We start from the raw sequence: 15,690 nt of genomic DNA, 5'->3' as shown, positions 1-15,690 counted from the left end.
ATCGACGCGCCCTGCGACCTCTCGCACATCTCCTGGATCATGACGGCCAACACCATCGAGCCCGTGCCGAAGTCGCTTCGCGACCGCTGCCGCTGTATTCGCTTTCCGGAACCCGGACCCGAGCACCTTGCCGTGCTCGCCCAGCGGCTTCTGGCTGAAAAGTACCGCGACAAAGGATTCGATCCGAAGTGGGCGGTTCCGCTCGATGGGGTCGAGCTTGAGGCGCTGTCGGCCGCATGGCCGGGCGGCTCGATCAGGGCCCTGCAGCGGATCGTGGACCGCCTCATCGACGTCAGGGAGGCGAGCATGACCCGCTGCTAGCGCGCCCGCGAAACCTTCAGCACCCGATCACTGGCTGCCACGGCCTCTGGCTGGGAAAGCATTCGATTGCCCGGAAACCTTTGAGTCGCAGCCTTCTGGCCAGGCGGCGAGGATTCAACGTGCCGTCGGCCAACCAGCCAAAGCACTCGTGGAGACGACATGAAGCTCTGGATCTTCTCGGACCTGCACCTCGAATACGCACCACTGAGGGAACCGCTCGAGATCCCCGATGCCGACGCCTGCGTCGTCGCGGGAGACCTGTGCCGCGGCCCGGCCAACGGCGTCCGCTGGCTGGCCGAACACATCGCGCCATCGATGCCCTGCGTCTACGTCGCCGGAAACCATGAGTTCTACGACGGCTCAATCCGCGAGGGACTAGAGGAAGGCCACTGGGCCGCAGTAGAATTCCCGAACGTGCATTTCTTGGAGAACGAGGCGGTCATTCTTCAAGCTTCATCCGCCACTTTTGCACCGCTCAGCAACAAACTGCCGTTGCCTAAAGCTGCACGAGATTCCGCGAACACATCTTCTTCCATCGCAACGCCTTCTGCACTTTCATCCTTGAACTCGATAAGGATTTGGCACCAAGGAGCTTTGCTTCCGGTCCGCTCGGGCGAAAGGGTGGTCAGCACTCCTCCGGCCGCTTCGCCGTCTTGCTGACCGCTGCGACATAGCTTTTCAAGGAATTCGATTTGCTTTTTTGGGCGCAGGAGGTCGGTCAACTCCGGCCTCGCCTCATCGCTTACCTCATCCTGGGCTTCGCTAAGTTTCTCGAGCAGCCGGTTCACGAAACTACGACGATAAATTACCCGAGGCTTGTCGGTGCCGCCTCGCTTGGGAACTACAGCGCACGAAGCATCAGCTTCGTTGCCAAAGGCAAGTTTCACCGGGCCACTCTTCCCTCGGACTACAGCACTTGCTTTAGCGTTGATTGCCATCGCCGGTGCCACAGCCAGGCCCACGCGACCGAGTTCGTTTAGTACCCGCCTTTGTAGTTCGTAGGCGTAGAGCGGGCGCAACGTACCCAGAAGCTTGTAACCTCCCTCAGCACCTATGCTGGAGAATTCGATGGTTCGAACGTCCTTGGTGTTCCAAACGACGTTTAAGAGTTCGTTGCCCCGCATAATAAAATCCGAGACCGAGGTGTCCGGTCCTGATAGCGCCTGCAGTGTGCCGCCCACCACGGTGAGCCTAGGTGCGGCACGCTTGCCGTTCCGACGCAGCACAAGGTCGCATTCCGGCGTGACTACCGCGACAACTTCCCGAGTATTGGGAGAGAGGTAGATGTCACCCACTCGCATGTCCTTGTTCTGACGTTCCGGGCGTTCGTCCACGCGAACACGATAGTAGAGTGCCGCTACCGTCCCTGTCGGACCATCGAACGCCCCCTCGATTTGACTGCCTGGGCTACCCTTCTTGGCGGCGTTGTCGAGCACTGACCAACTTGGAACGTCCCAGGCCACTTTTCGGGCAATCGCGTCTACCAGCACTTCGCCGAAGAACCACTCAAGATAGGAGCTGAGAGGCTGTCCCTCTTCCGCGAGTCTGAAGCGCGACAAGTAGGCGAAATCTTTCAACTCAAGTTCGGTGATCGTCTTCCAGACGTCGCCGACGGCGGAGTCCACGCCCTTTTTCCAATGCGTTAGCCCGTCTTCAATGGCACCCGCAAACGCGTGTCTCTGGGCGATGTCGAGCAGAGCGTCCGCAGCGTTTGGCGCAATCTCGATGCTGCCGTCCTGCTCCTCCGTCAGATCTTCCTTGGCCATGAACTGAAAACGGCTGGCGAAGATTGGGTTATTGCCCCCACGTACTTCTTTCCGGAAGTCCTGAGCCCGATCACCAACGGCATGCGAGGACATAAGCATTACAGACGGACCCGTACCTGGCTGAGCTCCAAGCACGCTGGCAAGCATGCGTATGGAGGCTGCGCGGGCGGCACTCCCCTGCTGCCCGTCGGGATCCGACGTCTGGTCGAAGGCACGATCGAGGTAGTAGTCGATGAAGACTACCTGCGCCTCGACTGCGGTAAGTTCCACCGCGGCGTCGTTCGATCCGATCCTAACGATCTTGAGGCTGGCGCACTTGCTCAGAAGCTTTAGTAACGGCCGAACAAAACTTAGATTAGAGCCTTTAAGGACGCCAAACCGCCCGGAAGGATCAAATTGTTCATCAAACTTTTCAACATACTTAGAGTAAAGTTTTGATACAATTACGTTGACTGCTTCGTCTGAGTACTCAGTATTCTGCAGCGCAACAACCGCAGCGGCGATCTCATCGGCGCTGAGTTTCGATCGCTTGCGCGCGGACTCGTGTTCGTCCCGAGTGAGAAGGTCCAAAAGGGGACCAGCATCCTCATCGCCTACCCGGGGCGGGTCGAACGCGTCGTCGATTACGACCACGCTTGTGATGCCACCCTGTTCTATGGCGGTTTTTACCCGCGCTTCGTGATCCATCCTAAGCGCCCATATCCAGAACGAATCGGCTTAACCGTCCGGCCCGATGAAGGCCGACATCGGCGTCCAAATACAGCTGCCAGTCATGATGCTGCGCAAGCTCCCGCGAAATGTAGAGCCCGAGCCCTCGTCCCTGGGCGGCAGGCTTGGAAGTTATAAATGGCTGGAAGATCAGCTCCTTTCGCTCTGGTGCGATCCCCGGTCCATTATCGTCAACTGTGACTGTCTTTTCTATTGGATCGATTTTCACCCATATTCTCGGATCAAATCCGCCTTGATACTTCTCTTGCTGTTTGAGCCAGTACACGGAATTCGAAAGCAAATTCTCGAGTATTTGTATAACCATTCCGCGATTTGCCTTGATCCGCAATGATGGAGTGTCTTTCATCATTTCGATGCGATGCCGTCTGAACTCATTGCTGTGGCTAGAGAGCACGTCGTTGACTAAGTCCGCCAGATCAAAGGTAGATTTCGATTGCCTCTTTTCGCCAGTGAGTTCGTCAAACGCCGAGATACGCTTCTGTAGGGTGACAAGCTGTGCCTCCAGTGACCTTATGGCCGCCGCGCTATCATCGCGACGGGTGTCGTGAAGGAGCCGGAGCGTATGTCCGACAGAGCGATCGAGCTCATGGAAGATGAACTCAGTCATCAATCCTATACCGGCGAGGTAGACGAACTTCTCACGCTCCTCCGTCAACTCCTTAACGGCAGCATCGACACGCCCGATCAGCGCTGCACATTGCTCCGCGAGTGTGTTCACGCCGCGCGTCACACGGTCCACAAGCGGCCTCGCGGAAACCCCTAGTTTCGCACGAAGCTCGCTAACCGCCTGCTCAACTTCATGTTGCGTCTCGCGGAACGCCAACGTTTTTTCTTCTGCTTGCCGTTTGCTTACCTGCTCTGACTTGTCGACCTCATTGATCAGATTGCGCAGTTCAACATGCAGCACCCACATCATTATTGTACGCAGGGCGCTCGCTGCATCCGAGTCAACCAGTCCCTGTCTGTTAGTCTGTTCGCTAAGTGCGGTATGAGGCGACCATACCCGAACCCGCCCGATCACCTGCTGCCGATTGAGCTTGAAGCCTGACTCGCCGAAGGCAACGACGTCGAGATTTAGCCAGTCGTCCTGGGGCTCGCCGTATGGCAGTACGCGAAAGCCGTAACGGTAGAGCATCGGCCCGCCAGACCACTGCGCGACCTGCTCCCTCGTCTCTGAAGCCGTCCCGGTTAACGAGGGCACCGGCTCGACGATGCGTCGATTAAACCAGTAAATATCGAACTTGAAAGGCCCAAGTCCCGCAAGGGCATCGGGCCTGATAGCGACGTTTTGGAACGCGGCATGACCTTTCTTGCCCCGTCGTTTCACTCCCTGCTGGGTGATAGAGTAAATCTCCGCCCCGCGCTGGTTAAGGATGCGGGTCTGCCCGTAGCGATGGTAGGCAACAGTTCCCGCAAGCACCGGTTCGCCGTCCTCGAACTTGAGTTCCCCGTGCGCAGATGCGTGTGCCGCCTTGAGCAGAGACTGCGGAACGGAGGGCACCAAAACTCGCGTGTTGTTGTGGTGCACCTCTAGCAGCCGATTGGCGGCTCCCGCCTCAAATGGGTCGATCATGCGGGCGATCTTGCCCTGAAGTAGCTCGCGAAACCGATCCAGCCCCCAATGTCCAGTCAGGTCTGAAATTCGGATTGTCGTACCTTGGAGGCGAGAGTCACTCTTTAGTTCGCCGTCGGCGGGCTCTACCACTACATCACTGATGTCCATCTCTCGGTCGTGCGAGAATTGTCGCCAGTCGATATCCAACTCATGCCATGACGGTTCGCCCGACTTGGTCGTCGTGACCCTCAGCCGTTCACCAAGCCGCATAGCGGAAAGGCGTCCGACACCTTTGTCTCCCAGGTACTGTGCGCCAGAGACATTGTCGGCCCGGCGCGATCTGGTACCGATCCGCAAGAAGATCTCGCTCAGATCGTCCAAGGACATGCCCGAGCCACTATCGTGGACCTCAAGCCAGTTGTGCTGGCTGTATGCCTCATGGAGCTGATCCCTAAGCGCCACGAGATCCTGTGCATTTTCAAACTGTGCCATGAAAGCATCGAAGTGTTCATGTGCGGAATTCTCTGGCTTTGCGCCCCTGATGACATCCAGAACTTCCGATGGCGTCGCCGGCGGCAGTTTAGGATCCCTCCCGATGCCCGCAATGGTGTCCATCGCGCGCTGTAGCCCTGATTTGTCGAGTACAATACGCGCGACGATACGGACCGTCGGTGACCCGGCGTCAACAGAATTCTTTATCAACTCATAGAGGGCGACCTCGTCCGAGCTGATGAGCTCTTTGCCGAGTTCTAGCAGCGTCCGTGCGGCGAAAGTGAAGGACATCGGTTTTTTCATCTAGGCAGCATGACAGGCAAGAAATCTGATCGGCGACTTCCCGTAGAGTAAATAGGTGTCCTACACTGGAAGCTACAATACGGTGTCTACGCGTGCGCGAATTCTTAGTCGATGAAATTATCCCGCCCGCGGACTCAGAGCGAGCAGATTAAACAGCCTTGAGGCTCCTCCTCTTCGATCTGAATCCCGCCTAGCACTGCCGACAGTGGGAGGTTTTCACGCTTAGCCATACGCCTGGCCATCGACGCTTCATGATTGCGCTCGATTTGCTCCATCCGGTCCGGCTGCTCCAGTTCGGTCAGCGATTCCCCGCTGCACCAGGTGAAGCTCTTGCTGACCGCCGCGCTGCGGACCTCGTACTCCTTGGCGAGGTCAAAATAGTCGGGATGCTTCCGCTTAAGCCGGACCCATTCGATTTTCTGCTGGTAGAAACAGAAATAGCAGCCCGAGCGGGAGCGTCCCCATTCCATATATGGCGGAAGGCCGAGACCGCTGTCCTCAAGAATTCTGATCACGTCCGCGCGGACTAGTCCGTCCTCCTGGAACGGGTATACGGCAACGATGTTCGGTTTGGTGCTAATGTATCCGGTACGATTCTCGTCCGCGCGAAGGCCCACGTAATTGATGGTGGGATCGTCGCCGATGTAGGCTTCGAACGGCTTCAGTTTCAGCATCTTCGTGCACCAGCGTCGGTGGTTCGACGGAAGCATGTCACCGTAGACGGCAAGCCAGTGTTCGAACGGGTCGTCGGGCGTCGTGCGCGTGACCGGCCGTCCGAGAATGCTTTCCAGCCTGGCCATGTAGTCGTAGGTCTCGGGAAGCTCCTTGCCAGTGTCATGGAAGATGTACTCCATCTCTGGCACGCGGTCGCGCAGGTAGACGGCCAGTGCGGCGCTGTCCTTCCCGCCCGACAGGCTCAGCACATGGCGGGTCATCCGTGCTCCCGCTCCGCTTCCTGCTTGCCCAGTTCCACGTCCTTTTCCTTCTGCATGCTCTCAAGCGTCAGCATCGCCGCCACTGTGTCAAGACTGAGGCCCGCCTCGGTCGCCATGCGTCCGATCGCACCTACCACGGTCGACTGATGCTCGCTGAGGCCGTCGATGTCGACGATCACCGCGCGCTCCCGACCGTCGACGCGGGTGAGAGACACCCGGACCGCGTTGCGCCTGGATTCGCCCTTTCCGAACGCGGCAGCCTCGACGCGCCGGAACTGCGAAGCGACATCAGCCAGCCGCGACCGCCATGTCGACACATCGTGGTCGAGCCAGCGGACCGGCGGCTTGGTCAGGATAGCGCCCCCCAGGGCTTCGATCCACTTCTCCTCGGACAGCCCCCCGTCGGCAAGGCGGAGCGCGAAGGTTCGGAGGTGCTGTTCCGTCAGTCGGAACGTCAGGGAGGCCGCGCGCTCGGCGAGCGATGCACGGTCCTTGGCGCCCAGGGTCTCAAACAACTCTTGGCGCATCTCCTGCAGCAGCTTCGGATAGCAGCCCCGCAGCTCGGTAATCGCGGCGTCGAGCCGGGCGACGAATTCGTTGACACGCGCCGCGTCTGGGCGCGTGTCGTGGCCGAAGGCTTCCATGCCGCAGGCCGCCGGAAGTTCGCTGAAGACCAGATCGACCGGGCTGCGTGCCTTGGCGAGCGCGCCGCGGACGCTGCGGGCCTCCGCACTGATCGCCGTGGTGCTCTGGACGTGGAAGGGGAGGTCGACACCGAAGCGGATCAGTGGATCGACCACGGTCCGGATGCCCGAATCCTCCGGACGGCGGTCGAGCAGCTCGGCTAGGCGCCGGAACACGTCGGCGCGGATGCCTTCGAGCGCAACAAGCTGTAGCGAGAAGTGTTCGGGCGACTTGAGGACGCGCATGAATGCCGCGCCGTCGATGCGCGGGCAGTAGGTGCCCCGCTCGAAGAGGGCGACTCGGTGACCGGCGACGACGAGCGTCACAGCCATGAGCAGCGGCGCGAGCCCAGGACGCACGCCGAACGGTCGCGCCTCCAGCGCGGCGTAGATGGCACGAACGGGTACGCGCTCCTCCGAACCGGAGAGGCACGCATCGATCGCAGAGAGGGCCGGCGCCAGCCGGAGCGGGTCTTCGCCGTGCTCTGGCGGCGCGATCGTCCAGCGGCCATCCCGCTCGCGGTGCAGACCGCCGCGCCGAAGCAGCGACAGGTAGAGCGCCCGTTCCGGCGGGTTCTTGCCCTCCGCGAATCCGAGCTCCGGATCATGTGCATCGGAGAACATCTTTTCGATCAGCCGCTGACGGGCGCTTGCACCGGCCGAAGTGAGCGACTGCTTGTTCACCAGCTCGTTCTCGACCAGCGGCGCCTGGTCATAGATCCGATCGCACAGCGTCGACACCAGCGCGTGGATGGGGCCGTCCAGTGGCGAGGCTTCGCCCTTCCAGAAGATGTCGAGCGGGGACGCCGGCGCGTGGCCGCGCAAACCTAACGTCGCCTCGATCGCAGCGACCAAATGGGCCTCCAGGTCGCCAATGCTCCTTTCGATCTCGGCGGTGGCGTGCGCGTCCTCCTGCAGGGCGGAGGCGTTCGTTACGACCCAGCGGTGCCGAAGCAGATTGACCATCGCGTGGCCGAGATTGGCCATCGAGGGTACGGCGACTGCGACCATCGCGTCATCCTCGCTCGTCACCTCTGCACACCAAGCGCGAGCGATGCGGAGATCCTCCGCGTTGCGGCAAAACACCGCGACGATCCCGCCGTCGGCGCTACTGTGACCGCCATAGCCCTGCAGGGCGGAAACATGAGTGCACCGGACGGCGAACCGGCGGTTCGTGCCCGTTGTCACCGAGTGTCTGCGGGCTAGCACGTGGGGCCGGACCGGCAGGCTGGCGAGATGGCGAGGCAGGTCGTCAATCACCGTCCGGGCGTCCAGCTCCCGCTCGGCGTCAGACCAGATGGCGGATAAATCGACGCGGCGGCTGGTCCACAGCCTGAGTTCGGCGCGGCCGGGCCGACGGAAGACGAGCCCTCCGACGACGAGACGGTCAAGCGCCGCCTCGACTTTATCTGTCTTGAAGTCGGGGACTAGCGCCTCGCGAACGCCGTCCCATGTTGCGGGGAGGTCCGGGGCATCGAGCAGGTTCAGGATGCCAATTGTCTTGAGTACTGCGTCCTCGACCGCGTCCGCATCTGTGGCGCGATCGAGGACGGCGCTGATCCGCGACCATTCGCCGGCGCCCGCGCGCGAGGTCATCCGGTGGCCGAACGACGACGCGATGTAGTCGAAAAAGTGCCGGATGCCGTAGAGCCCACCGGTGGCAGGCGTCTCCTCCGCAAACGCGCGGAGGCTGTTCGGCTCCTCGCTGGCAGCGAAGCCGAACAGCGACCGCTCGTTCTGACCGAAGGTCGCGAAGAACCTCGCCATCACCGGGATGGCTGCCGGATGGATGGGCCAGCAGCCGCCGGTCCCTTTGCCGCTGCGCGGACCGAGCCAGCCGAGCGCGCGCACCCGCTCAACCGCGTTCAAATACACCTTCCGGGCCTTCGCGGGAATCGACACCTCGTCGACCGACAGGGCTGCCGACAGCAGTGCGGAGGTATGCGAAAGCGGATGGTCGAAAACCAGTTCCTCGAATCGCTCCGCCACCTTCTCCCATTCGCTCCGGCGGGCGGTGCGCCAATCCTCCGCGTAAGACTGGAAACCCTTGTGAAGGATGAGGATGACCGACAGCGGTGCGTCGCCGCTGCGGGCGGCGCCTTCGGCGAGCGACTGGAGCCGGAAGACGTCGAAGCCTTGTTGCTCGCCGGCCGCCTCTAGGAACTTGCCCATTTCGTCGACGACGAGCAACAGGCCGTCAAACTCGCCGGTCTCGCGGAGAGCGTCGCGCAGCTTAGTGATGGCGTCGAATGGGTCGGCGATCTTTGCCAGCCTGGCTACCCGCTGCGGATGAATGAGACCATCCGTCTCGATCGTCCGCGCGATTGCTGCGGCCAGACCAGCGGACAGTCCGTCTCGCGACCCGGTGACCAGCAGCGGGAACATACGGGGAGCTCCGCCCAAAGCCTCGGCGAGGCGCCGCATCGGCATTTCCGGCGTCGACAAGCGCGGATCGAGCGCCTGGATGATGGCGAGAGCGAGCGCGGACTTTCCGACGCCGAAGTCGCCAATCATCCGCCAGGCCCGCCGCGTTCTGCCTGGCTGCATGCCCGACAGGATCTCGGCCGCGCCGCGCTCGAGCCACGGCGTCATGACGAACGAACGTCCGGCGGAAGGATCGCCGGCGTCGCGCTCGAGCGCTACCGAGCGGTAGAATATGCCGGGCGGGCCGAGCAGATCGAAGATGGTCGTCTTGCTCATGTGTAGATCTCCCGCAGGAGGCGCGCAGGGTCGAGGTCGGCCACAGCTATTACGCTGCCGGCGTCGCCCGAAGGGCGGTAGGACCAGGGCGCGGGCGAGCGCTCGAGATGGTCGCGCAGATCGTCCGTCTCCATGCGCAGCGTCGCGCCCGGGGAGCCCTCACCGTGGGCGAGGTCGCGGAAGGTCACGACGGACTCACCTGCGCGGCGGGCGGTCCAATAGCTGGCGATCGCGTAGTTCACGACACCGACGCCGATCTCGCTGATGGGTATCCGCGTGAGCGTGAACACAGGCTCGATGCGATCGGCACCGCGACGGCGGCCGAGCCGCCGGAGCAGGCCGAGATCAACGAGCGGACCGTCGAGCGCGTCCTCCGGCGAGGCGGGATTGAGCGAACCGAGATAGCTATGGATGAACACGTCGGCGTGCTGGAGCAGCGTGACGTCGGAGTGCTCGTAGCCAAGGCGCTCGCCTTCGGCGCGCATCTCGGCGAGAAGCTCGGAGCGTGTGAAGTCAGGCCGCATCCGGCGGTAGAGGATGTGTCGCCAGGCAAAGAGCGGGTTCTCGACCGCCGTGCTCAGCCGCCAGTGGAGCAGCCACTGCGTCTCAGCGCGCTCGATGTAGGGATCGAGCCCGTTGTCGCCGAACATCGCCTCGCCGAACGGTAGCAGTGACCACGTGCCAGCCTCCACGGAAGCTACGTCGAAAGCCTCCAGCCAGAACCTAAGCGCACGAACCATGTTCTTGCCGAGCCCGAGCTCAAGAATTGCGCGCTCGTCGTCGGACAGCGCCCTGGAATCCCGCGTGATAAGGCGGATGGCTTTAGGCAGCCACGCGAAGCGGCAAGCGAATGTCTCGTGCCCGCTGAAGCGGGGCCGGAGGGCGGCGAGGGTCATGCGTATCTCCGTGCGGGCGCAGCCGGTTTCAGCGCGGCGGCGATCAGCTCGCCGGCCTGTGCGACCTCGTCTTCGGTGTTGAAGCGGCCGATGCCGATACGGACGGCACCCTCCTTCGCCCATTCGGGAATAGCCATAGCAGAGAGAACGTGTGAGGGGCCCGGCACGCCCGACTGGCAAGCAGCACCTGTTGAGACGGCTACGCGTCCCCATAAGCGCGCTACAGCAGCGTCGCCGGAAAGGTGAGGGGTGGAAACATGAAGGCTACCAGCGAGGCGGAAGCCTGCCGCGCCGTTGACGCGGAGATCGGGCACTGCAGCCTGAAGGTGTGCCTGTAGTGCGTCGCGCAACCCAGCAAGCCGTGCCTCATCGATCTTCCGCTCTGCAGCTCGGAGCTCCATCGCGAAGGCCAAGGCGATAGCAGCGGGAACGTCAGGGCTGCCGAAGACCTCATGCGCAAGATTCGCCGCATGACTACAGAGCTTGCCGACTAGCGCGCCGGCACGGCGCGGCCCGTATGCCTTCGCACCGCTGATAACTACAAGATCGGCGCTCGCCGTGTCCAACATGTCGATCCGGCCAGCCGCTTGGCTCGCATCGATCAGATGACGAATGCCGTAGCGGGCGGCGAGCGTGCTAATCGCCGCGAGATCGGTGATCGTGCCGACCTCATTGTTCGCGGCCATTGTGCAGAGGAGATCCACGCCCGCCGCCAGCGCCACCTCCAGTACATCGGCGCGGGGCGCCGCGGTTTCGTCCACCGCGATAATCGTCAGGTGAATCCGCCCTTCACGTTCGGCACGCCGCAGCGCTCCAAGCAGTGCGGGGTGCTCGACTGCAGTCGCCGCAATGTGCGCAGGACGGCCCACCGTGCGAGCGATAGCGTCCTCGACTGCGAGCCATAGCGCGGCTGAGGCACCAGGCGTGAAGGTGACAGAATCGGCATCGCTGTGGAGCAATCGAAGCAGCGTTTCTGCGGCGGAATCGATCGCCTCTTGCGCTTCCACGCCAAACACATGCTCCGAGCTGTGAGCATTACCAGGGTATTCAGTCATGGCGTGGCCATGGCGCATCGCGACTCGTGGATCGATCGGCGTGCTAGCCATGTTGTCGAGATAAATCGTCAAATCGTCCCCGGCTTTGAAAAAGATGTTGGATACGCTACACGATACGAGGCAACGGATCATTAGACTATCGCCTTCGTCCAGCGCATTCCACCGAGTACAGCGGTGCGATCTGACGCAGGCGACGGGGCTGCAGCGCTTTTGGCGAGGGACGAGATGGAAGGGAGTAGAGCACCGGGTCGCGGGCGCAATCCCGACTGGTCTCGCGACGAAACCATACTGCTCATGAATCTTTACCTCAGTGCGCCGAAGGCAGGGAAGACCCACTCGGAAGTAATTGCGCTGTCGACGATGCTTCGATCTGCGGGCCGCCGAGACGGACGCGCCGTCCTCGCATCGTTCCGAAATCCAGCAGGAGTCGCGATGCGACTGCGCAACTTCGGGCGTCATGATCCCAACGCGCCTCCCGGAAGGGACTCGGGATTGCGCCCCGGTGGCGCTGTCGATCTTCAAGTCTGGCGCGAGTTCGGTAGCAATCCCGTTGCGCTAGCCGAAGAAGTCAGCCGAATTCGCCGATCGCTATCGGCGGACGACTGATTCGCGCCAACCGAAGTTCTCACGGTCCGGTTCCAACTTCGCACGGCAACACCACGCTGGCCGACAGCCGAGCCGGCGTGTCTGCTCGATATCTGCGGTCGCAAAGGCTGGCCGCTCGGCGACGAGTTCGCCTACGCCCCACTTATTGCGCTCAAGGCCGAGCTAGGTGGCACTTTGCCTCGCGATGGTGCAGCAAGGTCCACGTCCTGAGAATCAATATTTTACTTGAGATCTCGCGGCTATGAACGCTATTGGGATTTGCTTAGCAACAGCTAGAATTACGCGTTATTTAGTCTAACCTAGATAGCAGTGATCACTGCTTCAAATCAGCCGATTGCATCGATCAGGTTGGCCGCGTCAAAGTTCAAGAGAAATTGCGCATAAGATGAACTGAATATATCCGACACATAGTCTGCCAAGTCGACTTCCTCGCCGTCCGGACCATCGCTTCGCTTCAGGTTATATTTGCGCGACTTGGTCGTGGCAAATAGGAACAAGGTATGAAAGTAAACGGCACTGATATAGCGACGTTCGGCTATTTCTACTGCCTCGGGTGAGCGGGAACCCACGTTGAAATCCTTTAGAACCTTACTATCGACATTAACATATATCCGCGACAGCTTATCCTCATCCACGAAGGGATAGACCACTACATCGTGGCTCATTTCCACGCCCGCCTCGTTGATCTCCTCCCAAGACTTGAGCCCGTCGCCCCCGCCTTTCGAGCAGAGGACGAGCTCGGGGATGCCCAACGGTGGCTCGATGTCGGGTTCCTTGCGCGGCGGCTGCCGTTCTGGATCGGTGATCTGCACCAGCACAGTCTCTGTCAGATCCCCCTGCGGGCTGGTGAGAGCCGCTACCAGCTCGACAGTGTCGCCAACCTTCATCTGCCCCGTAGCCCTGAGGCCAACCTTAATCGTTCCCTCCAATGGGCTCGTTCGTACCACATCCAGAAGGTCACCCTCTTGACCGGGCTCAGGCAGGCCACCGCCACTACCCCCCCTGCTAGACGGCCGCATGATAGAAAGCGACAGATTGCCGGGATCGTCCGTCCGGTCGAAGAAATCGTTTTCGACATCGGTCGCGAAGGCAATGGTGCGGTTTCCGCCCTTCGGTAACCGGTACAGCTTAAGGCCACCTTCCTGCGAATCACCTCCCTTAGCTCGGAATGACGATGGGTAGCGCTGCGGTTCGAACGGCGGTGCGTCGCGCGGCTCACGCTTTGGCCTTCGGGGCTCGTCACGCTGGTTCTTCGGTGCTGCGCCCGACTTTTCGTCCTTGATGTTGAAAGTCTGCCGTAGGACGCGAGTCAGCGCCTCGTTCATTGGCATATTGCGCGTGATGTCGCGAAGCATTTGGCCGGCGTCCCCACTGTCAACGCCGAGGCTTGCCTTTCGGCGGCGGGAAATCTCCTTGAGTTCACTCGCCACGAGCATGTCACGGAGATGCTTCCGAACCTCATCCGCTTTATCACTCGCCTTCAGCCGATCCCGTGAGGCCATGAACAGCTCGTTGCGAATTTCGAGATGGAGATTCGAGCAATCGACGTGAACTAATAGATAGTCTTTAAGTAGTGGCATTTTGAGCGCTCGTGTGACGAACTCGGACGAGTAGGAACCGTGCACCTGCCCATTCAGCGAGAACAACACCGTCATATTGTTTTTGAAGTACTCGCGTTGAATGTATTGCTTTGTCTCCTTGACGCCTTGTCGGCGAGACCGTGCCTTAAACACATAGACCGTGATGCCGAGTTCCCCGAACGCGGACGTACGCGACACTTCAGAGAACTTGGTCTCGACCGTGTCGGTGTCTGCTTCCAGCCGGCGCTTGAGGCCGTAAACAGGTGTCACGGGTGCGCGGTTTTCTGGATAGCGCTCATTGTTGTCTACCGTCAGGAATGGTAGCGCGGGCTCGAACAGGAACTCGTTGAGGCTGAGGTTGAGATCGCGCGAGATGATAGAGCGAGAGCCTTCCGGCAGGCGGTAGGAGTAGAGCTTGAGGAGCGACCCAGTCCGGAACATCCTGCCTTCAAGGCCGACATCCAGCTCGTTGACCTCAACTGCTGCCACCTTCCCATCAAAGATGAGATACTCATACCATGTGTTCTTGCGTTTCGCTGCTTCGGCCAAGGCAGGCGGATGGCGACGCAGCAGCGTGAAGCCCAGCGGCTGCGATCCGTCGTAGCGTTTGCTTGCAACAAGCTGGAACCGACGATCGCCACAGAACGCGATCGCACCGGCACCCCCCATATTGTACTTGCCCTGCACGAAGTGAACGTCATTTTTGTTCCCGCGCAGGAGAGACAGGAAGGTTCCTGGAAAGTCGGCAGGGGCCTGACCCACGCCGTCGTCGTAGACGAGTAGCGATGTGTCGCGACGCGGCCCACTGGCCACAATCTGTAGCTCTCCGGCCTGCCGTCGCCGCGCATCTCCCAGATCCCAGTTGCGATGATCGGGGAAGTATCGATCCAGCGCCTGCCGAACGCTCGTCGGCGCAGCGGGCGATCGAATGTCCAGACCGTCCTGGAGCACCTTCTTTTCGAGAATGGCATCGATGCCATTGGTGACCTTTTCCACCAAGGCAGGCACGGGATGGGCTTGCTGGTTCTCAACGACACCGTAGAACGACTCATTGTCGCCGTAGGGGGTCCACCTCGATGCGTTCGAACTTAGACCCTCCGCGTCCAGGATCGCCTGAACTTCGTCTTCGGTGCCTGCGGTTAATAGGCGCATGAATAACTTGCGCATGGTCCCCCCTTTTTGCCGAACTATCACCCCTCGGTTAGGCTTGGTCAAACAGCAGTGCCACTCGCATTGTCTACGTAAGACAAACTTCCGTGGAGACGAAATACGCATTCGCATTGTCGGACCAACGCCAATGGGGCCGTCAGCTGAATGGCTGCTTTATCAACGGAATGCCTGAAAACTGCCAATCTGCTTCCGGCCCCGAAACGGTTGGATCTAAGGGTGGCCGACTCGCGCGCGGTTGCCTACGCCTCCGGCGACACAGGCCACGGCACGATTTCAAGGACTCCGTCAGGCAGAGGTCGCTGCAGAGCCTTCGCGTCCTCCCACGGCGCCGTCAGCCAGCGTTCGACCTCGTCGGGCGTCGTGAGCAGCACGGGCATGGCCTTGCTGTGGACCGCGCCGACGACGTCGTTCGGCTCTGTCGTCAGGAAGGCGAAGAGGTCGTCCTTCGTCAGGCCGTCCTTCACTTTCCGGACGCTCTCCCAGCCGGGCACCCACAGCCCGGCGAAGAACATCAGCGGGCGGGTGGCGTCCAGCGCGAACCAGGCGTTCGGCGTGGGGCCACCGTCGAGCTTGCTGGCCGGATCGGGTTCGGCGAAGGAAGTGACGGGGACGACGCATCGGTGTTCGACGCCGAGCCATCGTGCCCAGTGGCGAGAGGACGTGTTGCGAACGTTCGTGGTGCCCTTGTCCGGCTCCATGCGCAGGAGCTCCTTGAAGTCGAAGGGCGTGCCCTTTGCCTTCAGCTTGTCGGCACGCTTCTGCGCCGCCTGCATCAGCGCGAAGGACGATGAAGGCATCCCCCATCGCGTCCGGACGGCCTCGCGCCCTCCGGACAGGCCGTTGCGGATGATCGGTGCCGTGCGGTCGGGCCACACGTCGATGGACGGCTCGAGATTTCC

8 protein-coding genes and 2 pseudogenes are annotated in these 15,690 nt (G+C 61.2%); 2 read left to right on the top strand and 8 right to left on the bottom strand.

What is annotated here, in order from left to right; translation table 11 throughout:
- Positions 1-321 (top strand): annotated as a pseudogene (locus tag EJC49_RS25785) (AAA family ATPase); the annotation flags it as partial.
- A 159-nt stretch (positions 322-480) separates the two neighbouring features.
- A pseudogene (locus EJC49_RS26320) lies at positions 481-702 on the top strand (metallophosphoesterase); the annotation flags it as partial.
- 65 nt (positions 703-767) lie between these two features.
- On the opposite strand, the gene EJC49_RS26140 reads toward EJC49_RS26320, so the two are convergent.
- The 8 genes from EJC49_RS26140 to EJC49_RS19290 form a co-directional block, all read right to left on the bottom strand.
- On the bottom strand, positions 768-2,774 hold the full coding sequence (locus tag EJC49_RS26140) for a type 2 periplasmic-binding domain-containing protein (RefSeq protein ID WP_245453478.1): 2,007 nt from the start codon (positions 2,772-2,774) through the stop codon (positions 768-770).
- 1 nt (position 2,775) lies between these two features.
- Entirely contained in the window at positions 2,776-5,154 is a 2,379-nt protein-coding gene (locus EJC49_RS19320; RefSeq protein WP_170314792.1) for a sensor histidine kinase, read from the bottom strand.
- 146 nt (positions 5,155-5,300) lie between these two features.
- Complete coding sequence (locus tag EJC49_RS19315) at positions 5,301-6,101, bottom strand: phosphoadenosine phosphosulfate reductase family protein (RefSeq protein ID WP_126701576.1); 801 nt, start codon at positions 6,099-6,101, stop codon at positions 5,301-5,303.
- Positions 6,098-9,484 (bottom strand): hypothetical protein, encoded by a 3,387-nt coding sequence (locus tag EJC49_RS19310; protein WP_126701575.1) that lies wholly within the window; start codon positions 9,482-9,484, stop codon positions 6,098-6,100. The genes EJC49_RS19315 and EJC49_RS19310 overlap by 4 nt, the downstream gene beginning before the upstream one ends.
- A complete protein-coding gene (locus EJC49_RS19305; protein WP_170314791.1) occupies positions 9,481-10,380 on the bottom strand; it encodes a DUF4007 family protein in 900 nt (299 codons plus the stop codon). The genes EJC49_RS19310 and EJC49_RS19305 overlap by 4 nt, the downstream gene beginning before the upstream one ends.
- Positions 10,377-11,567, bottom strand: coding sequence for a cysteine desulfurase family protein (locus EJC49_RS19300; protein WP_170314790.1), 1,191 nt, complete (start codon positions 11,565-11,567; stop codon positions 10,377-10,379). The genes EJC49_RS19305 and EJC49_RS19300 overlap by 4 nt, the downstream gene beginning before the upstream one ends.
- 800 nt (positions 11,568-12,367) lie before the next feature.
- Complete coding sequence (locus tag EJC49_RS19295; protein ID WP_126701572.1) at positions 12,368-14,788, bottom strand: hypothetical protein; 2,421 nt, start codon at positions 14,786-14,788, stop codon at positions 12,368-12,370.
- 242 nt (positions 14,789-15,030) lie between these two features.
- On the bottom strand, positions 15,031-15,690 hold a 660-nt coding region (locus tag EJC49_RS19290), incomplete at its 5' end, for an SOS response-associated peptidase family protein (RefSeq protein WP_126701571.1).

It is taken from the genome of Aquibium carbonis (assembly GCF_003970795.1).
Taxonomy (GTDB): domain Bacteria; phylum Pseudomonadota; class Alphaproteobacteria; order Rhizobiales; family Rhizobiaceae; genus Aquibium; species Aquibium carbonis.
The sequence above is the reverse complement of the archived record's forward strand: the minus strand, read 5'-3'. Positions and strand labels throughout refer to the sequence as shown.